Genomic DNA, 19,834 nt, shown 5'->3' with positions numbered 1-19,834 from the left:
AAGTGATGTGCTGAGTTAGTATAATATGCCACATCGTAACATTAATCAGAATGACTAAACACTCATCTTCCATTTGTAAGGGAAAGGACGTTCACTTTGAAAGTAACAATCAGCTGCCATAGCTGTCTTGAATCGAGGCGCTTATTCAGTGACATGGGACGTGGTAAACCTGCTATCCCCACAATGTGACTACTGATCAGGATGATCCCTTTTTTCTTCATACGTTAAATAATGACGAAACATGTGTTCAAGAACAATGGAGAAAGGGACAAATGAGATAATATCTCGGTAGGCTGTCACTGACGTAAATGTACTTGTTGCATACAGATGATGTGTAGCCATTTGGGCAATTTTATTGTTTTTCAGATTGGTTACCGATATGATCGGCACGCCTTTCGCTGCTAGCCATTCTGCTTGGGGTATGAGCGCTGGCGTATCACCTGACAGTGAAATAATAATGATCACATCTTCAGGTGTCATGCTTTGTTGGATAATCTCGAACTCCGTTTGGTCATGAATCACCACAAGATGACGCTGAGCATTAGCAAACTGCCGCTGCAACTCCAACGCACAATTCGTTTGTGCCACCCCTGAACCGTACACGAAAATGGTTCTAGCTTGGTAAAGCAATTCGCTAATCGCATCAAATGACTTATCAGATAAATCATTTAATGTAGCATCAATATCCGTATACAGCGGCTCTATATAGTGTGAGTCCGTCTTTTCCCGCCGATTATCCCACTTTAGAAAAACCTTGAACTCACTATAACCAGAAAAACCTAATTTTTGTGTAAAACGAAGCACTGAAGATTTAGAGACATTACATGCTCTCGCCAACTCATTAATGCTTAACTGATAACACGTCTGCGCATGATTTAAAATATATTTTAAAATATACATATCATTATCATTAAGCTGATGATAATGCCTGTTAACCACTTCCTCAAGCCTCATACCGTTCCCCCATCCTTCTATCGTCTCCCTCTATTATAGCATTCTCTCTGGATTAAAATGCTGATGTTTTCGAAGATGTCCTTCACGAATCATTACTGTTTACTACTTCGAAGGGAAGGGGCCATTTTTAACGTAGTTCAGTTATATTTTAGTATGAGTAGAGGATAAAACAAACCTTCAATCAGTGGGGGTTTCCCTCCGCTGATTGTTAGTTTAACTTATCGGACCTTTAGAGGCAGTTTATCCCCCACCTTAACGTTTCGATCTTCTTAAGTTTTGAGGGGGATTACTGCTCCTTAAGAGTGGGATAAATAGTCACAAAACAAAAATGCTTCTACTCACTTCCAATAATAATTTTCACACATAGCGCTAAGGCGAGCTAAAGTAGTGGAATTCGTTTTTGATACTTATTAATCAGTGACTGATTATGTTCTTCTGCATGATCAATATTACCACTTAAAAAAACGGGAGGTTCTATTCCTTTCTCAGCAAGATGAACAATTGCCTCTGCAAACACACTATTAATAATGGCTGCACCAATCACTGTAGAACCAGAAGCAAAAGGCACATTGACGCGATCGTGTGTTAATGTCGTATCTCCTACTGGGCTCAAATTATGTAACACATCTTCTACTATCTCACATAAGTGCTGTCCGCTCTCATGTCGAGAAGAAACGTGTGACTTGTAAGCTGTGGACGTTATTGCCACCACATAACAGCCAACTTGTTTAGCATACAGTGCCACATCAATAGGAACGGGATTTCTCCCTGATGTGGAAATAACAATGACGGCATCTTCTGGCTGAATCGACGTATCGCTCAAAAATGTGGCTGCATAGCCCGCTTTTTTTTCTAGCATGGAAGACCGTACAGCACCTTCATGAAGCATTAAGCTTTCCTCCAAAATGGGATTCACCGGTACGAGACCACCGGCTCGGTAAAACACTTCTTCCGCTAACATATGGGAATGACCTGCTCCAAATAAATGCACAATTCCTCCGTTTTCGACCCTTTCTGCCAGCTTTCTTCCTACATTTTTTAATGACCTTCCTTGTTTGTTCTTCAAGTTCTCTAATCTGTGAATCATTTCGTCAATATAGTCGCGATGCATAATATGTCCTCCTTAACGTCAACCATGACTTGTAGCATGTCGGTCACACTTTGTGGGCTTGATCATACTCTAATTGTAAGAGCTCACATTTTTCTTTCAACTAAAAAAGAAGTTATAACGACCTTATTTCGTTAAAATACCACGTAGTGAATCAGTTGTCTATACCAATTTGCCGTAAAAAACATCCTTCTCTGTCAATTTTCTTAAAGAATGATGACATTTTGATGGATATCGTAACTTTATGTACATATAATCTAATATGCAAGTTTCATATGTACATGAAAATACCATTATAAAAATTTTCTGGAAAAAGATATGAAACACTGTATGAGTGCATATGCATGAATAAAGAGGAACATTTATTCCCTCTTTCTTGTCTCATATTTTAGTATGGTGGTCGAACACGGCATGAGAAAGGAGTCCGCATGAAACGAGATGTGGAACGAAAGCTAAGAGTATTTTCAAAAGAGCTCAACAGCCTTCTTAACCATTTACATGACGCGTCGAAAACGAATGAAAAAACGGTCCTTCCTCTTTTGTTTAAAAATGCCATCGACTATTGCGTCCAATTGCTCCAACAACTATTTTCATGGAGAGGGTTATTCCTCGCCCTCCTACCTGTCAGTATGATGACAGTATTATGGGATAATATAGAAACTATTTTTGACTTACCATTACCATCACTTGTCATTCTAACTATCGTTATTGTAGGACTATTTATAGCTTGGCTAAGAAGTCGCTTGCTTGAGGAAATGAGTCGGATTGGTAGTCGTTTCTTTCATATTCGCGTCTACGAAAAGAGAAGAGAAAAAGAGTATAAGTCACTCATTGCATTAGCAAAAGAAAAAGATTTCATCGCCACATTAAAAAAAGAACTTATGCAGGAGATGAAAGCCCCTCATAATGAAGAGCTCGAAACAGAGCTAGCAATGCAACAAGAAATTATAGACGATAATGAGGCTGTCATTCAAGAATTATTAGAGAAATTAAATGCCAGTGAAGAATTAGCAAAGTTATTTAATGAACGCAGTGATATGGCCATGACATTTCTGTTCAATTTGAAAAACAAGCTGACAATGCTCGTACAAGATCAATTTAATCTAGACAATATCAATTTTGGCATTAATTATTCCCTCTACAAAATTGATGACACCGGGCTCTCGTTTATCGATGGGTATGGCATTAACAAGGCGGAGTTCTTAGAGTTTATTCCATTTAAAAACACCGATAACACTTTTGTTCAAGCTATTCACACAACCTACCAATCACCGCTTATTTTAGACAATAGCATCTCATGGAAACGTACACTTCAAGATGGCAGCGAGTGGATTATATCGTTACACTTAGATGATTCAAATCGAGAGAAGTTTAATTACGACACAGAATCAGGCAAACTAAATGTGAGCCTTATTCAGGAGTTATTATGGATCTGCTGCGAGTTACTAAACAAATTTTCGCATAAGTCCCATTTGTAATGACTTTAACGTAATCTTGGGGGTTAATCAGATAATCGGCTTTCGTAGTCTCTCTTTTAAGCATTAACCCTCTTTTTTTCAGCATTATCTCTTCTCTTTTCAGCACTTCCCCGCTTATATTCCGCAACTCTCCCCAATTGTTGGGCATTGCCTCGTCTTTTTTCAGCGGCTTTCCATGTAAAAGTATTTCACCTGATGTCATGACGACTAAAGTTAAGTGAACGTCACAATGAAAGCATATGTTAATATGGCGTTAATCATTCTTATTTATGATGTATCCTTATCGACTCAGCGCTTTTTTGGCCTTTTCTTTTGCCTTTTCGTTTTCTTTCTTTTGATTTTCTAACATTTCTTTCGCTATTTTTTGTGAATCTGTTTTATCCATAGTGGGCACTCCTATCTATTATTGTCATTTCAACAGTTTTACCATTAGACTTTAATTTATACAATGTAATGTCCTAAGGTTAAGTGACTAAATTTTGAAATTTTTTTAAAGCGATGATTAACATGCCTCTGTGGTCATTATTATTAGGAAAAAACGCAGCGTTGACTCTAATACATTTTCTTCCATAACACCATTAAAAAAAGGCCTCTCCTCATAAGTGTTTGCTTATGGGACAGCCCTTTTTCATTATTTTAGAGCGTAACGCTTTCGCTAGTTAATCTTAACGTTGCTCAAGACGTGCAATTCTATCATCTAAATCAGGGTGTGATGAGAAAAGCTTCATCATACCGCCTTTACCATTGATTTTCATTGTTTGTACAGCAGAATCATCTCTTTGATCATTGACTGTTGCCCGTTCAACGTGCGCCTTTAATGACCTTAAAGCATGTGCCATTTTATCTCGTCCAGCTAGGTCGGCGCCACCTCTATCGGCATGATATTCCCGATAACGTGAGAAGGCCATCACGACCATACTGCCTAAAATGGAGAATAGAATTTGGAAGATGATTATAGCTGCAAACCGTACAATCCATTGTAATTCTGATCGTACAAAACGTGACACAATAATTGCGGCAATGCGAGAGAAGAAGACAACGAACGTGTTAACAACCCCTTGTAATAACGTCATCGTCACCATATCGCCGTTAGCAACGTGTGCCACTTCATGAGCGATAACCCCTTCGACTGCATCGTCATCCAAGTTGTTTAACAAACCGGCAGATACTGCCACTAATGACCGTTTTTTAGATGGGCCTGTAGCAAATGCATTCACTTCAGCAGAATGGTAAATACCTACCTCTGGCATATGAGTTAAGCCAGCTGCACGAGACAGTCGGTGCACTTTCTCCACTATCTCTCGTTCGTGCTGTGATAACGATCCGTCTGGGTCAAGCACCTTCACACCCATCATTTTTTTAGCCACCCAACGAGACATAGCTAACGAAATAAATGAGCCTGCAAAACCTACAAGCAAGCTAAATACCATTAATGACGCGTAATCGATTCCTAAACCTGGACCACCTGTATCAAACGTGGTACCTAAATCTGTAAACCTCGTAATGATAGACCATACGATGACGATCGTCGTCATAACGAGAATGTTTGTCATAATAAAAAATAAAAATCTTTTCCCCATACTGTCTCCTCCATTTCCTCTCTTAACTGCTATCTATTTTAACATGTTTTCACAACATACAGATAATGATTTACTATTCTGAGGCATTCCTTATACTTCTTGTTCAGCTGGGTTGCCTCTTAAATAGGTGAACCAATCTGGAAGTAAGTCCACCATCTTGTTAAAATCAACTTGTAACCCGATACCAACAATAAAGACGGTCATTACACCGATGAAAAGACTAATTAATCCAGCTCGAGCATAGTTTTTCAAACTTCTGTTATGCTCATCACTAAAGGCAAATGCTAAAAAGGTAATGACATTCACTATTGGAATGATGGTTAAGGTGGCAACTAGAAGCCAACCTCCAATGGACGTGGTGTCTTTTACGACTAATTTTCCAGACGTCCCCTTCTCCATTTTTTCTCCATCTGTTATCTTTAGATTGATATCCAATGTAATATCTCTCTTTCTATCACGTCCAAACTAATCGAATGGAACGAGCTTACAATGATGATGGCGACCACAGCTATTCCTACTTGCAATAACGCGGCACGGGCATAATTTTTCAAGCTAGCATTATTTTTTTCAATGAAAGCTAATAAGAAAAAGGCGACAATATTCACAAAAGGAATAAGCGATAAAATGCCAATATACAGCCATCCTTTAATTGACGTGGTGTTAGTCACCAGTTCTTTCTTAGACGTGTCCTCACTCATGTCTTTCCCCTCGCTCCACCCAAATACCCACCAAGGTAATAATTCTGTTAAGGTTCTTTTAATACTAAACGACAACATCACGCTCACAATGATAATAGCGAGGGCTGCTATCGCGATATTGATCAGTGCTGCACGTCCAAAATTTTGCAAGCTTTTATTAGGTTCCTCACTAACCGCTAAGGCTAGAAAAATCACTATATTGAGCCCTGGTATTAATGTGAGAATACCAATATAGAGCCAACTTTGAACTGACGCCGTTCGATTCTCCACTATATTCTCTGATACATGTTGTGCCATTATTTCTCCTATCTGAAAGTACTTAAATAGTTCGGACCATTACGCGAACTAATAAATTAAGTATAACTTTGCTTTTTAAAATAACCCTCGTCCTCCAAGAAAATCACTGATGTGAATGATCCTTTCACCCCATAAAAGTACCAGCCAGCTGATGAGCAACATAAGTAATGTCGCTACCGCAAAATGTCTCAAGCTTTTATTAAGTCTTTTATTACACAACATTAACATGAGAATAATGATATTTATTACAGGAATAAACAGCACTATATGAAGTCCAACCCACTCTCCTACTGTCGTATCCTCTCTCACTTCAAAGTGATCTGGGTGTGGAGAATGGTTATTATAGTCACACTTATTATACATCGTTATGGCTCCTTCTAGATAACCAACTGAACAGACTCTCTATTCGCTGTGTATCATTCAGCGAAGGCGATAATCTGTGACTTTTTTTAAACAACTACATTAAAGATAGCGCAATCCTAACATCCCGACCGTCAACACACCTATAATAATTAACGAGGCAATAGCGTAGCCTTTCATATTCGGTTTAACCTTTTCACTAAAAGCTAAAAAAAGCAGAATAATGATATTAACGATAGGGATCACTGTCACAATCCCCAGCAACATCCATTCACCAACCGATACGGTTTGATCTATTTGTTCATTAAGACTGTTCGCTTCCTTTTGTCCAACTTCTTCCATAAGGACCCTTCTTTCTTAAAATGCTAAGGTAATCATGTTCTTGTTAAAACTTGTCTAATATATTCATTACTTGAAATATCAACCTCAATATCACGCATTTAACAATATCATGGTATGAATAACGCTTTAAGGTGCCAACGAACTAATTTTTTCTTGCAGATAAGTAAGAAACACTATCAAGTTCAGCTCATAATATAACGCTTTCTTTCTTATATGGACAGCTTACACAGCTTTATAATTTTATGTATAATCAGCTGTAGAAAGTCCCCACCACTCAATAAGAACTAGGCCTTTACACTTATTAGATAGATACCATTAATCTCTAGGTGAGACATCTTCTCCTACCTAACATCCATTGACCGTCCTTTTTAATCGACTATTTTTATTAAGACGTGAGGCAGCTCAAATTTAGGTGAACATCTTCCCCTTGCATATAATTGTGTTTCTAGTGACTTGTCTATTTTAGGTAATAAAATGAACCTTCCCTTCAAACGGTGGGCGTTTTCACTTTTCTTCCACGTTGAGTGAATCCGGACATTAGCGGCGACCGTTAGCATTGGGGAAATAAGGGAGAAAAGGAACTGCCGCCCCACTTTTATTCGTGAGACAGCAGTTTGATACGTTTACATATCCTTGTTTTTAAAACGTTAAACAAGGATATGTCGCAAAATTATGAATTTTTCGATCGATTAGGAAGAGACATCATACATATAGTGCTTACACTAAACCTCCCATATGTCCCTTATCCGTTATCCTTTTACCGTTCTTCTTTTGTCGCTTCAACATCTTGGGTCTCACTACTAGAAAGCCCTTTTTCTAATCTCAGCTTTTCCAGTTCAATACGTTTTTCTTCAACTCTTAATTCTCTTTCCTTTATTTTATATTTTTTCTTGCTATTATAAGCTTCATAGAGATAATACATCCCTACTATCACGGCAATGTAAAAAAAGAAGTCCATCCGTTTTCCCTCCAGCCAAAAGTATGGTTTTATTATATCACACCTTTTCCATTAAGTTCCTCAGTCTTGCGATGGACTTCATACGGCTATTACTGACTGTATGACAATTAGTCTTTATGACAGTGCCTTTGTTTATGTGATGACCCTTCTCGTTATCGCCATGCTTACTATCTCTTTTAAATAAGCCTCCACATATTTTAAAGAAAGATACTAACACACAAATGGATGTTGTTAGCCCCCCTTAATATCAACATAATTTAAGTCTTAACTTGTACTCTTTCATGTTAACGATCTGGCGTTCTCTTAAAATGAAGTTGGATTATAACCCTTCTCGAAATAGCTTTCTAAAACCTATATATCCCAATATGATAAATGGAATAATAACTATAAAATATAATACATTTTTAGGGACAATCATGTTATAAAAATAAAAGAAAGTACTTCCTACTATTATGATTAAAAGAGCCTTTAATAGATTTCTCATTAGCATCACCCTTTTACATTATATCAATCCAGTCGTTATTAGGCCGCTTCGATGCTCCTACTCCACCACTAACACTAACAGCTACACCTAATACTAGATTGATAATTGAGCCAGTAAAATTACCCCTACCCAGCCTCCACCCTTCAGCTAAAAGATGGAAGTTCCTGAGCTGGAGGATCATTATATCGTTCAAAGAATATGACTGGTCAATTTAATTTTTTTATCGGTAGTCGTCGATCTGTTTTCTCCGATATATTGTTCTTTAACTTGATTAAATCCCCCATCGTTAGGTAGGGTTAGAGTATTAGCTTTGCAAAGGCTTGAGGACAAACTACTTACAAAACTAGTTTCAGCTAATCATATTCTAATTAGAGATTTTTAATTGTCGCTGCTAAAGGGAGGAGGTATTCTCATATAAAAGCACACTCGTTTAATTACTTCGTGAGTATGGTAGAGAGCCATACTGACTGGAAAGAGGAATATTATGAAAGATCGCTTATACTTATTTTACTCATCTGTCCTAATACTTTATATTATAAACCGATTTTTAAGCTCTGCCACTCTGGATTATGTGATTGGTCTTCTCGCTATCACCATGCTTGTGATCTCTTTTAAACAGGGTTCCACCTTGTTTAAAGTTCTCGGTGGTGCCTTCATGGCAAGCGGAAGTCTGATGTATGTAACAGCGGGACTGTCCATAAAAGGGCTTCCCCTGTTTTTTACGACAAATATGCAACTGCTTGCTTTTTTAATGGTTTTGCCGTGGATTAATAGTGTTGTGCATGTAGGTAAATACGATCAACATATAAACGGTCTTATGAAAGAAAAGGTTCATCATCTAGGAAGCTTATATTCACGAAGTGTTTTAACTACCTATATTTTGATGACGTTTCTTAATTTATCAGCCGTTAACCTGTCTCAAAGTGTTTTATTAAAAAGCATGAAAAACATGAGTAAAGCTGTACGTGATAATTTCATTAGCCGGGCGACGATTCGTGCATTCACAATGGCTCTCATTTGGAGTCCGATGGAAATTATTGTAGCTATTACTGTAGATGCTACTGGTGTTAGTTACTTAATTTATTTGCCTTGGCTACTTGGGATTTCATTTTTCATTCTTTTAGTCGACTCGGTCATTGGCCGGTATCGCTTTAAATCGATTGCCTATGAACCAGCATTAGAAAGTTCCCATGACGTACCACTCCAAAAAATTATTCAAGAGATCTTAAAACTGTTTGCCGCTCTCATTTTATTCCTGACGATCGTTCTATCACTTAGTCATCTCTTTCAATTAAATTTTATTCTCACAGTTACACTTGTTATCGTCCCTTTTTCTTGCTTGTGGGCGATTATTATTAAACGTTGGTACTTATTTAAAGTATTTGGCTTTGAAGTATGGAAGCAACAGACAAACAAAACGCAGAACTTCGTCATCTTATTTATTACCCTTGCTTTTTTTACTAACAGCTTAAATGAGACGACGCTATTACAATATGTTCAACGGCCATTTGTTATTTTCGATCATTCACCTCTTATGATTCTCATACTTATTTTAGCTACTTACTTTTTTATGGCGATGATTGGTGTTCATCCTGTGGGCACTATTGCTATTTTACTTGAAGTGTTAGCACCATTATTTCATATCTTTAATCCGGTAGCGATTGGCATTGTGCTCATCGTGGGTGCACTTGCTACTTCAAGCTCTAGTACATTTGGCGTTGTTCTGACGCTAACGTCTATAAACACAGAACAAAACCCTTACCGAATTACACTTCGCAACCTGCCTTTTACACTCTTATACGGTGCCATTGGTATTGCAGTGGCGATGATGATCATTTGATGACCAGCCCCTTTCTGATATATGAGAAGATGCTTTCTTTGCTTCTGGAAAAATAAATTTTTTCACAAATACAAAACTGAAAACGACACTAAAACTAATGTATTAAATAAAGCCCCATAAGTGGCAACTTATGGGGCTTTTACTCAATAGAAACACACGTTATCCATGGGTATATCTAGGTGGCGCTTGGGGCATAAAATCGGCAGTGTATGATGACACAGTAGGAAACAACAAGACTAATACCAAAGCAGATATCACAGCATATTTTTTCATAAATGGCTCCTCCCCGTTTAATTTTTTTTATTATGCCATAAAAATAAAAGTTCTGTACCTTCGAAAACAGAGAATATTCTGACATTATCTTCATTTTTAGGCAAGAATCTCTTATAATGATACTTAACCATTAACATATTAATAATTGGGGGGCTTGGCCAATGGATTATTTAATCGGGGATAGAATTAAAGATTTACGAGACCATTTACATATGTCTCAACAAGAGCTTAGTGACGGGATATGTACTCAAGGGTTAATTAGCCGAATTGAAAAGCATACAGCAACTCCCACAGCTCCTCTTCTACATCAGCTCGCCCTCCGGCTCGGTGTTGATTTAAACTATTTTTTCGATGACATCTCACGCAATGGTATTGATTATGTTAAAGAAACGATTAATCATATTGATCAACTTGTTCGCCATCACGAATATGAGGACGTCATGAAAACGATTCAATTAGAAAAAACAAACCCACTTTTTAAAAAACCACATTTACAGCAATATTTTTTATGGCGGGAGGGAATTTGTGCTTTCCATATGGAGAAAGATAGTAAAAAATCTCTCCTATTACTGGATGAAGCCTTAGCTTTACGACCAGATAACCAAAAGAAAATGTCTGAAATGGACATTGATATTTTGTCATCTAAAGCTATCGTTTACAGTGAAATTGGCCGTCTTGATTTAGCCGCAGATATTTATACAACCTTATTAAACGAAATAGAAAGGCTCCCTCTTCGTCGAGAGTATCGATTAATTATTAGAATTTTATTCAATGCTAGTCGTAACGCTTACGATAGAAAAAATTATCGTGAGTCATTATTTTACGCCAATAAAGGCATTAAAACATGTGTTAACGAGGATCAATTATATTTATTAGGCCATCTCTTCTATCAAAAAGGCTGCTCTTTATTTCGGTTACATCCCTCAAAAAAACAAGAAAGTCTTCAGCTATTATATGATGCCTTGTGGATTTATCAGCTTCATCCTGTGCCGAAAGTTATTCAAGAACTCGTTGAGGAAATAGAGATTATTAAAAACAGTTGAGTGATATATACTTCAAAAAATAGAAAAATTAATATATTCATACTTTTTTATGAAAAGTGATTATAATGTCCCTCTACCTTCTCTATTAACCTAGTAATTCACCATTTTGACCTATAATAGAGTTAGATTAATGTGAATTTTTAGATTATTATAGTCACTACCAGACATGCCATTTTATAGGATGTGTCGGTAATTTTATTAAGGAGAGGGTAGATGTGAAAAAGTTATTATTAGCATGGGTGGCTATCGCATTAATGTTCGTATTTAGTGCGACACCAGGATTCGCGTCTGGAGACTCAACAGATCGAAACAGTGGCAGCGGAACGAAAGAATATCTCGTCATGTTTGAGGAAGACAGCGCTGACATGAGTGTCATGAAGTCTATTGGTATTTCTCAAAGCAATATACTTTATGAGTTCGAGTTACTGCCTGTTTTACATGTGGAGCTCAGTGAGACTCAAGTAAACAGCCTTGAGAATCATCCTCAAATTAAAACGGTAGAAGAAAATGCCGAAGCGAAGGCCTACCAACAACAAACACCATGGGGTATCACTCGCGTTCAAGGCATTGCCGCTCAATCACAAGGTTATACAGGTAATAACGTCAAAGTAGCTGTCTTGGATTCTGGTATTGATCGCTCTCATCCAGATTTATCAGCCAATGTACGTGGAGGCTACTCAGTGTTTGGCGACTCTCCTTACAACGATGGTAACGGACATGGAACCCATGTAGCTGGTACTGTCGGTGCCGTTAACAACAACATCGGCGTTATCGGTGTGGCTCCTCAAGCAGACCTCTATGCTGTAAAAGTACTCAATAACTCTGGTAGTGGCTCATATGCCGGTATCGCCCAAGGAATTGAATGGTCAATTAATAACGGTATGGACATCATTAATATGAGCTTAGGTGGGTCTTCAAGCTCCTCAATCCTTGAGCAGTATTGTAACCTTGCCTACAATCGTGGCCTTCTCGTAGTTGCTGCCGCTGGGAACAGTGGAACAGCTGCTGGAAACACAAACACAGTAGGTTATCCAGCGCGTTATAATTCAGTTATCGCTGTGGCTGCAACAAATTCTAATAATGTGCGGGGGAACTTCTCTAGTACAGGCCCTACAGTGGAACTATCAGCTCCTGGCGTAAGTGTCCTAAGTACAACACCTGGTGGAAACTATGCTTCATACAATGGTACTTCAATGGCTTCTCCGCACGTTGCAGGTGTGGCTGCCCAAGTATGGCAAGCAAGACCAAATCTATCAAATGCTCAATTAAGACAAATCTTAAATGCTTCCGCACAAAACCTTGGTAGTTCATATCAATATGGTAACGGGCTCGTCCGTTCATTGAATGCCATCCAATACTAATGTGCTAACATATGTGAGAACGCTCCCACGTTGGGGCGTTCTCATTTTTAGATTTTAGCTCCCTCATCCTCTCAGTTTGGAAAGAAGAGAGTACGCGTGACCATCCTCTCTTAATTTGTGTCTCATTTTATTGCTCCCAAAAAGTTCTCCCCTTATTTGCTGTGCTTTTATATAAAAATACACTAAGTGTGAATTGACACTTAAGAGGTCACCATTTATAATTAATATGAACAAATGCTCATATATTCATATATAAAAAAGGAGTGATTAATATGAGTGGTCATCACCACCATCATCACAGCTCAAAAAATAAAAAAAGCCTTATTTGGGCCATGATCATCATCGGAAGCTGGATGTTTATTGAACTTATCGGAGGAATTTTGACAGGAAGCCTTGCACTGTTAGCAGATGCAGGGCACATGTTTAGCGATTTTATCAATCTATTAATTAGTTTTGTAGCAATTGTATTTGCCGCAAGAGCCGCCACAAATAAAAAAACATTTGGAAACCACCGTATTGAAATTTTAGCCGCCCTTATGAACGCTCTCATGCTTATTGGCGTGAGTGTTTACATCATTTTTGAAGCGATTGGACGCTTAGCAGCCCCCACAATCGTGAGTAGCGGCCCAATGATGATAATTGCCATTATTGGTCTTGTGGCAAACATTGGTGCTTTAATGGTTCTTTCAGGGAAAAATACAAAAGAAAACTTAAATATGAGAGGCGCCTACCTCCATGTATTAGGTGATACGTTAGGGTCTGTTTCTGCTATTCTTGCCAGTAGTTTAATCATGGCCTTCCAGTGGTACTGGGCAGATCCGTTATTAAGTTTATTAATTGCGATGCTCATCGCACTCTCGGGTGTTCGTTTATTAAAAGAGACGGTTCATGTTTTAATGGAAGGGACGCCATCAGGTATTCAAATAGAAGAACTAAAAAAAGGCTTAATGGCCATAACTGGAGTCATCGATGTTCATCAACTACATGTGTGGAGTTTATCCAGTGACGTACACAGTTTTTCGTGCCATTTAGTGATTGACAACACGTTCAGTGACAACCACCAACGTATTTTAAACGAGGTGGATCGATGGATTAGCAACCATGCAAATATTCAAAACCGAGCAATCCAAATTGAAACTGCTGGCGATTTTAACTGTGTTACGCAACCATACTAGAAGAGCTAGCGATAATTATTACCTGCCATATAACCCGTTACCTCCTCTCTTCTTAGACTCTTGCTACTAAAATCGTTATAATACGACTATAAACATGCATGATCTACGATTTTATTTAGCAGGAGGAACCATAATGGATAAACAAGATCATCACATTCTTCAAGAAGATACGATAAACGAAGCTGTTTCGATGTTCCGTGCTTTAGCAGATCCTACACGGCTACAATTGCTTCATATGCTTTCTGAAGAAGAGTGCTCGGTGAACCACATGGCTGAGATTCTCGATATGACCCAGTCTGCCGTTTCTCATCAGTTACGTACGCTGAGGCAGGCTAGTTTAGTCAAAACACGGCGAGATGGTCAATATATTTATTACAGCTGTGATGATGACCACGTTAAAACATTAATTAACCAAGCCCTTACCCATGCTAAGCATGAATAACATCATGTAAGCCAGTCTGACTTTCACAGGTCTGCTGGCTTTAGTCATTGTCATCTCATCCCTTCTCAGTTGACCGTTGTTCTGTCTCAAGCATATACTCGACATAACCTTAAATTGGAGAAAAGAAAGGATGAGCTTAAAGGTGCAATCACTAAAAGGAAAAAAAGCGCTTATAACAGGTGGAAGCAGAGGAATTGGCCGAGCAACCGCGATAGCTCTTGCCAAAGAAGGTGTAGAATTGGGTCTTATCGCTCGTTCTGAAAACAGCTTTGAAGCGATCAGACACGAGTTAAATGAACGTGATGCCACATTTGTTACAGCCCCAGCTGATGTAGCAAATGAAGCAGACATTCAACAGGCTGTTAAAAAGATTGAGAACGAATTGGGAGACATCGATATCCTTATAAATAATGCAGCTATTGCCATGCGAGGGAAATTTATCGACCTTTCCACAGATGATTGGAAAAAGGTGCTCGATACGAATGTATTAGGCATCGTATATACGACGAAAGCCGTTCTGCCAGCGATGATTCATAAAGACCGTGGTGACATTATCAACATTTCATCCATGTCAGGCCTAAAAGGCACTGAAGGATCTAGTGCATACAGTGCATCTAAATTTGCTGTCATCGGCTTGAGTGAAGCTCTCATGCAAGAAGTAAGACGTCATAACATTCGCGTAAGCACGCTCACTCCAAGTCTTGTGGAGACAGATTTAGTACGAGGGAAAAGCACTAGTGAGCGACAGCCAGATAAGTTTACCCAAGCAGAGGATGTGGCGGAGTTTATTGTCAGTCAGCTAAAGTTAGAGCAACGGACATTTATTAAGACAGCGGCTCAATGGGGAACAAATCCCTTTTGACTATCTACTTTTACTCAAAACGAACACTTACACTATAATAACTCGCTAACTATCATGTAACGTACTATCGGAGGAAATAACCATGAAACACATTAAATTTATTATCATTAATCTCGTGCCTATTGTAATAGTCATGGCTATCATTTTCATTGCCTCCTCCCAAACATCTGACCAACAGGATATTAGTCCTGTTCTCGATACGGTGACTGACGAGAATGGGGTAAGAGTAACAGCCGGTTCTATCCTTCAGCTTGTTAACACAGGAGCTGAAACAATACTCATGTTCATGTTTACCTATCCTTATGCCATCATCATAATGGGTGCTGTCCTCGTCCTCCTTGCGCTGGTCACATTTTTTCGTGTTAGGAAATCCCGACAATCAGCGGCTAAAACAACATTGAAAACCTTTGTTTATCTTACTTTGATAATTATTTCAATAGGAGCTGTTTTTCTGGCTATTAACAGCTCTACTGTTATCGAGTTGGCCAGAGCCAACTTCTCTCTAGATCAACTAAGGACTCTATTACAGCAGGTGCAGTTTACCTATTCTGGTCAAGAGGTTAGTTTGGCCACCCATGGCGTCGATGGCCTTTTGGAGTTTGTGTTGCGTAAGTCTGCCCATTTTACCCTTTTTGCGCTACTCGGCTTTTTCGTGTTTTTAGCTAGTATCAAACTAAATGGTAGATATTTCCGTTCATTTATCATCGCCATGAGTATCGTCATAGCTTATGCAGCTCTTGACGAATACCGTCAGACGTTTATTCCCTCCCGTTCAGGTATGGTGGCTGATGTTATTTTAGATGCAGCTGGCGGATTATTTGGTACAGGAATGGCATGGTTAAAAACATCTATTTCACGCCGCTTTTCATAGCTTAGTTGTGTGCCGCGGCAAACTTTCTTTTAATCTATGTTGGCATACCCATTACGACATTGATTTACTTCTCAATGTTACTAAGTGACACTCTTAAACAATTTTTTTCCTTAAGTAGCTTGATAGTAAATCCACGATGAGGACAACAATCACAATGCCAATTAAAATGATGCCCACCCGCTCCCAATTACGGGATTGAATTGAAAAAATTAATGGGGTACCGATACCGCCTGCACCGATAACGCCTAAAGTGGCAGCGGACCTCATATTGATTTCAAAGCGGTAAAGTGTGGCGGAAATAAATCCCGGAACAACCTGTGGGATGACACCGAAGGCTAATTGTTGCCATTTGTTGCCCCCTACCGCAATGATGGCTTCCACGGGACCGGGATCCATTCCCTCTACCTCTTCTGCATAAAGCTTTCCTAGCATCCCAATAGCTCCGATGCCTAAAGCTAGCATACCAGCAAATGCCCCAGGACCTACGACTTTAATAAATAAAAGAGCCAATACAATATCAGGGAGGGTTCGTAAAAAGCTCAATGACACTTTTCCACTTGAAGAAAGGTAATAGCGGGAACTTAAATTTCTCGCTGCCCACAAACCAATTGGAACAGCTAGAACAACTGACAATGCAATTCCCACCACGGCAATAGCCAACGTTTCGACTAACCCTCTCAGCAAGTCCTCCCCCTCCCGGTTATAGATGTATTCCAAGTCAGGCGATACGAATCCACTTATAATGCTTTTCGTTACTGGCCATGCACTGTCCAGTAAGCCACTATACTGAATACCAGCAAACGCCCATATGTACATAGAACTAATGATGATAAACAGGAGAATGAACTTCGCTCTCCTCATATAATTCTGTTTTGTCAACGAATGTGACGCTCTCATAACAAATGCTCCCTTATCTTTAAACTAATAAAATCGATGATAACAACCACGACTAGTGTATATAGGATGAGAGCCATCACTTGGTCATAGGCGAAATAACCTAGCGCTCGATTATAAAATAAGCCGATGCCTCCTGCTCCTACAAGCCCTAATATCGCCGCTGCTCTAATATTAATTTCAAAGGTGTAGAGAATATAAGACACAATATGGGGTAAAACTTGTGGGATCACCCCAAAGGCAATCCATTGTAACTTAGTAGCTCCCACAGCTGTCATCGACTCTAAAGGGCCATCATCGATATTTTCAATCGCTTCATAGGAGAGCTTAGCAATGATTCCGATAGAAAAAACACCGAGAGCCGCTATCCCAGCCAATGGCGAAAACCCCAGAATTGCTGCAAAAATAGCTGCTAAAAGCAAGTCAGGAATGGTACGCAATATATTAAGCGCTAGTCTGCACCCCTGCACAAGCCATTGAGCAGAAAACATGTTTCTTGCACATAAAAACATGATTGGGATTGAAAAAATTGTCCCTATCGTTGTCCCTATTAAAGCCATCCGAATAGTATCGAGCATGGCAGGTGTTGTTGTCACAAAATAAGACCAATCCGGTGGTACCATACGTACGAGCAAGTCCAACATGTTTGCACTGTTTAACGCGAACTGCACAGGATCTGCTTCAATATAAACAGCACTTAAAAATACGATTATGACCAAACCTGATAAAAAAAGGTAAAAGGACGTTCTTGGTGGTTTTACCGGGACAGAACCATTTAATTCTAACTGGGTCATCCTATTTCCTCCCCTAGCAATTCATCTTCTTGCAACGGCCTCCCGTAAATTTTTTCGAAAACGGCATCTGTCGCCTCATGCGCTGGACCGTCATATACCACCTCACCTGCTTGTAATCCAATAATTCGCGTTGCGTACTGCCTTGCCAAGTCAACGAAATGAAGATTGATCATAATCGTGACGTCGTCTTCCTCGTTGATTTTCTTTAAATCGTCCATAACTTGTTTTGTTGTCACTGGATCCAAAGACGCTGTCGGTTCGTCAGCCAAGATGATTTTTGCCTCTTGAGCTAATGCTCTCGCAATTGAAACGCGCTGTTGCTGTCCACCTGACAATGTGCTGGACCTAGCATACGCTTTTTCTAGAATATTGACGCGTTCCAATGATTTTAATGCAAGCTTCACATCGTTTTCAGGAAAGAAATTAAAAAGAGTTCTCAGTGTGCCATTATGGGCCACTCTTCCTGAGAGGACATTTCTTATGACCGTTGAACGTTTCACGAGGTTAAAACTTTGAAAAATCATCCCAATATCTCGTCTCATCAATCTCAATTTTTTCCCTGAAGCAGCTGTAATGGATTCTCCATCGATTAGAATGTCGCCAGATGACGTTTCAGTGAGACGATTAATCGACCGAAGTAGCGTCGATTTTCCAGCCCCTGACAAACCTACTATTGCCACAAATTCCCCTTTATTAATTGTGACATTTATATTGGCTAGCCCCTTAACACCATTAGGGTAATGTTTTGAGACGTTCGTTAATTCAATCACATGCACCCAACCTTTTTTAAAGTAGTTGTTTATCATTAAAACAGAAGGTGACATAAGACCGCATAAGGGGCTTATGTCACCTTAATTAACTAGTCCTTCCTATGCACCTCTACTGTACAAATAGATTTAACTATTGCCCATCTATTCTTCTGTCTTAACACGATCTGCGTATTCACGCACGATTTCAAAATTCCCATCTTCAGATGCCACATATCCTTCGTGTGTATAAATGTCTCTAATAATCTCTTTTCCTTCTTCTGACTCACCAATGTTAATAAAGGCTTGCTGAATACGTTCCTTCCATTCGTCAGTCATATCAGGCCTTACAGAAATCGTGTCATTAGGAATTTCTTCTGTAAAAGCAATCACTTTTGTTTCTTCAAACACATCAGGAAAATCATTCACGACCACGTTCCGTGCATCTTGGAAAATAGCCGCTGCATCCGCTTCACCGTTTAAAACGGCGGTCACTGCCGCATCGTGTCCTTGTAAAATAAGTGGATTAATATCTGTCAATGGATCAATCCCTTCATCCATCAATGCAGCCGCTGGCCATACGTAACCAGCAGAAGAGGTGAAGTCTTGTAAAGCAATGGTTTTCCCTTCCAAATCTGCTACACTCTCAATCTCTGAGTCAGCCGATGTTATAAACATAGATAAATAGAAATCAACTAAGTCCTCTGTCGGAGACCCATCTTCATTCACGCCATACCGTTGTGCCTGTAATATAACCTCTGCTGCCTCTTGTTCATCATGTGCTTGCACGTAAGCGTTCGGTGGTAAGAAACCAACATCTACCTGACCTGATGCCATCGCTTCTACAACCGTTGTATAATTTGTCGACACACTCACTTCTACATCAATATTGAGCTCTTCCTCTAATAAATCTTCTAAAGGAGCTGCTTTCGCTTCCAATGTTTCGGCATTCTGGGAAGGTACGAACTGCACCGTTAATGACTCTGGCTCATACCCTGATTGGCCGTCAGCAGAATCTGACCCACAAGCTGATAGAAAAAGAATGGACATACCTAACACAAACGTACTCGTTTTATAAAATGTCATTGTTGAACCCCTCCAATAGTTGTATGTACTAACAAAATGCCAATCTATTCATCCAACACATGAAGTAGTGTACCATAAATAAATGGTTTTTTATGTTAATTAATTGTAAATTTTGTCTCTATTATATTGATAGTGTTAACCGTTAGTAAACATCATTTAATCTATGTAAAAAAACGCTATTCTCTCTT

20 protein-coding genes are annotated in these 19,834 nt (G+C 39.1%); 8 read left to right on the top strand and 12 right to left on the bottom strand.

The window, feature by feature from the left end:
* Positions 1-189: 189 nt before the first annotated feature.
* Positions 190-954, bottom strand: a complete 765-nt coding sequence (locus tag BK581_RS14225) for a MurR/RpiR family transcriptional regulator (protein WP_078578779.1) — start codon at positions 952-954, stop codon at positions 190-192.
* Between the two features lie 379 nt (positions 955-1,333).
* Positions 1,334-2,065: an SIS domain-containing protein gene (locus BK581_RS14220; RefSeq protein ID WP_078578778.1), complete on the bottom strand. Its 732-nt coding sequence runs from the start codon at positions 2,063-2,065 to the stop codon at positions 1,334-1,336.
* Between the two features lie 425 nt (positions 2,066-2,490).
* Here BK581_RS14220 and BK581_RS14215 point away from each other — a divergent pair, with 425 nt between their 5' ends.
* On the top strand, positions 2,491-3,540 hold the full coding sequence (locus BK581_RS14215; RefSeq protein WP_078578777.1) for a hypothetical protein: 1,050 nt from the start codon (positions 2,491-2,493) through the stop codon (positions 3,538-3,540).
* Positions 3,541-4,205: 665 nt separating this feature from the next.
* On the opposite strand, the gene htpX is transcribed toward BK581_RS14215, so the two are convergent.
* The 6 genes from htpX to BK581_RS14185 all read right to left on the bottom strand — a co-directional run bounded on the left by htpX (position 4,206) and on the right by BK581_RS14185 (position 7,775).
* Positions 4,206-5,120 carry a protease HtpX gene (gene htpX, locus BK581_RS14210; protein ID WP_078578776.1) on the bottom strand — a complete coding sequence of 305 codons (915 nt, stop codon included), beginning with the start codon at positions 5,118-5,120 and terminating at the stop codon, positions 4,206-4,208.
* A gap of 90 nt (positions 5,121-5,210) precedes the next feature.
* A complete protein-coding gene (locus BK581_RS14205; RefSeq protein ID WP_078578775.1) occupies positions 5,211-5,555 on the bottom strand; it encodes a hypothetical protein in 345 nt (114 codons plus the stop codon).
* Positions 5,540-6,115: a hypothetical protein gene (locus BK581_RS14200; protein ID WP_078578774.1), complete on the bottom strand. Its 576-nt coding sequence runs from the start codon at positions 6,113-6,115 to the stop codon at positions 5,540-5,542. The genes BK581_RS14205 and BK581_RS14200 overlap by 16 nt, the downstream gene beginning before the upstream one ends.
* A gap of 75 nt (positions 6,116-6,190) precedes the next feature.
* Entirely contained in the window at positions 6,191-6,478 is a 288-nt protein-coding gene (locus BK581_RS14195) for a hypothetical protein (RefSeq protein ID WP_078578773.1), read from the bottom strand.
* Positions 6,479-6,577: 99 nt separating this feature from the next.
* Entirely contained in the window at positions 6,578-6,817 is a 240-nt protein-coding gene (locus tag BK581_RS14190) for a hypothetical protein (RefSeq protein WP_078578772.1), read from the bottom strand.
* Positions 6,818-7,574: 757 nt separating this feature from the next.
* A complete protein-coding gene (locus BK581_RS14185; RefSeq protein WP_078578771.1) occupies positions 7,575-7,775 on the bottom strand; it encodes a hypothetical protein in 201 nt (66 codons plus the stop codon).
* 968 nt (positions 7,776-8,743) lie between these two features.
* Between BK581_RS14185 and BK581_RS14180 the strand changes: the two genes are divergently transcribed.
* The 7 genes from BK581_RS14180 to BK581_RS14145 all read left to right on the top strand — a co-directional run bounded on the left by BK581_RS14180 (position 8,744) and on the right by BK581_RS14145 (position 16,126).
* Complete coding sequence (locus tag BK581_RS14180) at positions 8,744-10,099, top strand: hypothetical protein (RefSeq protein WP_078578770.1); 1,356 nt, start codon at positions 8,744-8,746, stop codon at positions 10,097-10,099.
* Positions 10,100-10,533: 434 nt separating this feature from the next.
* Positions 10,534-11,415: a helix-turn-helix domain-containing protein gene (locus BK581_RS14170; protein WP_078578768.1), complete on the top strand. Its 882-nt coding sequence runs from the start codon at positions 10,534-10,536 to the stop codon at positions 11,413-11,415.
* A gap of 254 nt (positions 11,416-11,669) precedes the next feature.
* Positions 11,670-12,776, top strand: coding sequence for a S8 family peptidase (locus BK581_RS14165; protein ID WP_078579952.1), 1,107 nt, complete (start codon positions 11,670-11,672; stop codon positions 12,774-12,776).
* A gap of 272 nt (positions 12,777-13,048) precedes the next feature.
* On the top strand, positions 13,049-13,951 hold the full coding sequence (locus BK581_RS14160) for a cation diffusion facilitator family transporter (protein ID WP_078578767.1): 903 nt from the start codon (positions 13,049-13,051) through the stop codon (positions 13,949-13,951).
* A 133-nt stretch (positions 13,952-14,084) separates the two neighbouring features.
* Positions 14,085-14,393 (top strand): ArsR/SmtB family transcription factor, encoded by a 309-nt coding sequence (locus BK581_RS14155; protein WP_078578766.1) that lies wholly within the window; start codon positions 14,085-14,087, stop codon positions 14,391-14,393.
* 130 nt (positions 14,394-14,523) lie between these two features.
* Positions 14,524-15,255 carry a 3-ketoacyl-ACP reductase gene (locus tag BK581_RS14150; protein ID WP_078578765.1) on the top strand — a complete coding sequence of 244 codons (732 nt, stop codon included), beginning with the start codon at positions 14,524-14,526 and terminating at the stop codon, positions 15,253-15,255.
* Between the two features lie 82 nt (positions 15,256-15,337).
* On the top strand, positions 15,338-16,126 hold the full coding sequence (locus BK581_RS14145; RefSeq protein WP_078578764.1) for a VanZ family protein: 789 nt from the start codon (positions 15,338-15,340) through the stop codon (positions 16,124-16,126).
* Positions 16,127-16,219: 93 nt separating this feature from the next.
* On the opposite strand, the gene phnE (BK581_RS14140) is transcribed toward BK581_RS14145, so the two are convergent.
* The 4 genes from phnE (BK581_RS14140) to BK581_RS14125 form a co-directional block, all read right to left on the bottom strand.
* A complete protein-coding gene (gene phnE / locus BK581_RS14140; protein ID WP_078578763.1) occupies positions 16,220-17,023 on the bottom strand; it encodes a phosphonate ABC transporter, permease protein PhnE in 804 nt (267 codons plus the stop codon).
* The gene (phnE, locus tag BK581_RS14135) at positions 17,020-17,814 is read right to left on the bottom strand and encodes a phosphonate ABC transporter, permease protein PhnE (protein WP_078578762.1); all 795 of its coding nucleotides are present in this window, start codon (positions 17,812-17,814) and stop codon (positions 17,020-17,022) included. Before phnE (BK581_RS14135) ends, phnE (BK581_RS14140) begins: the two co-directional genes overlap by 4 nt.
* A complete protein-coding gene (gene phnC / locus BK581_RS14130; protein WP_078579951.1) occupies positions 17,811-18,584 on the bottom strand; it encodes a phosphonate ABC transporter ATP-binding protein in 774 nt (257 codons plus the stop codon). Before phnC ends, phnE (BK581_RS14135) begins: the two co-directional genes overlap by 4 nt.
* A 141-nt stretch (positions 18,585-18,725) precedes the next feature.
* A complete protein-coding gene (locus BK581_RS14125) occupies positions 18,726-19,646 on the bottom strand; it encodes a phosphate/phosphite/phosphonate ABC transporter substrate-binding protein (protein ID WP_078578761.1) in 921 nt (306 codons plus the stop codon).
* Positions 19,647-19,834: the final 188 nt, after the last annotated feature.

Source organism: Salipaludibacillus agaradhaerens (assembly GCF_002019735.1).
Lineage (GTDB): Bacteria > Bacillota > Bacilli > Bacillales > Salisediminibacteriaceae > Salipaludibacillus > Salipaludibacillus agaradhaerens.
Note: the sequence above shows the minus strand (reverse complement) of the source record. Positions and strands in the feature narration are given on the sequence as shown.

What these genes read in the sequence shown, in the direction of transcription:
- BK581_RS14200 (WP_078578774.1), bottom strand. Translation starts at nt 6,115, where the DNA reads ATGGCACAACATGTATCAGAGAATATAGTGGAGAATCGAACGGCGTCA.
- BK581_RS14195 (WP_078578773.1), bottom strand. Translation starts at nt 6,478, where the DNA reads ATGTATAATAAGTGTGACTATAATAACCATTCTCCACACCCAGATCAC.
- BK581_RS14125 (WP_078578761.1), bottom strand. Translation starts at nt 19,646, where the DNA reads ATGACATTTTATAAAACGAGTACGTTTGTGTTAGGTATGTCCATTCTT.
- htpX (WP_078578776.1), bottom strand. Translation starts at nt 5,120, where the DNA reads ATGGGGAAAAGATTTTTATTTTTTATTATGACAAACATTCTCGTTATG.
- BK581_RS14160 (WP_078578767.1), top strand. Translation starts at nt 13,049, where the DNA reads ATGAGTGGTCATCACCACCATCATCACAGCTCAAAAAATAAAAAAAGC.
- BK581_RS14190 (WP_078578772.1), bottom strand. Translation starts at nt 6,817, where the DNA reads ATGGAAGAAGTTGGACAAAAGGAAGCGAACAGTCTTAATGAACAAATA.
- BK581_RS14225 (WP_078578779.1), bottom strand. Translation starts at nt 954, where the DNA reads ATGAGGCTTGAGGAAGTGGTTAACAGGCATTATCATCAGCTTAATGAT.
- BK581_RS14185 (WP_078578771.1), bottom strand. Translation starts at nt 7,775, where the DNA reads ATGGACTTCTTTTTTTACATTGCCGTGATAGTAGGGATGTATTATCTC.
- BK581_RS14170 (WP_078578768.1), top strand. Translation starts at nt 10,534, where the DNA reads ATGGATTATTTAATCGGGGATAGAATTAAAGATTTACGAGACCATTTA.
- BK581_RS14155 (WP_078578766.1), top strand. Translation starts at nt 14,085, where the DNA reads ATGGATAAACAAGATCATCACATTCTTCAAGAAGATACGATAAACGAA.
- BK581_RS14215 (WP_078578777.1), top strand. Translation starts at nt 2,491, where the DNA reads ATGAAACGAGATGTGGAACGAAAGCTAAGAGTATTTTCAAAAGAGCTC.
- BK581_RS14165 (WP_078579952.1), top strand. Translation starts at nt 11,670, where the DNA reads ATGTTCGTATTTAGTGCGACACCAGGATTCGCGTCTGGAGACTCAACA.
- BK581_RS14150 (WP_078578765.1), top strand. Translation starts at nt 14,524, where the DNA reads ATGAGCTTAAAGGTGCAATCACTAAAAGGAAAAAAAGCGCTTATAACA.
- BK581_RS14145 (WP_078578764.1), top strand. Translation starts at nt 15,338, where the DNA reads ATGAAACACATTAAATTTATTATCATTAATCTCGTGCCTATTGTAATA.
- phnE (WP_078578762.1), bottom strand. Translation starts at nt 17,814, where the DNA reads ATGACCCAGTTAGAATTAAATGGTTCTGTCCCGGTAAAACCACCAAGA.
- BK581_RS14180 (WP_078578770.1), top strand. Translation starts at nt 8,744, where the DNA reads ATGAAAGATCGCTTATACTTATTTTACTCATCTGTCCTAATACTTTAT.
- BK581_RS14220 (WP_078578778.1), bottom strand. Translation starts at nt 2,065, where the DNA reads ATGCATCGCGACTATATTGACGAAATGATTCACAGATTAGAGAACTTG.
- phnE (WP_078578763.1), bottom strand. Translation starts at nt 17,023, where the DNA reads ATGAGAGCGTCACATTCGTTGACAAAACAGAATTATATGAGGAGAGCG.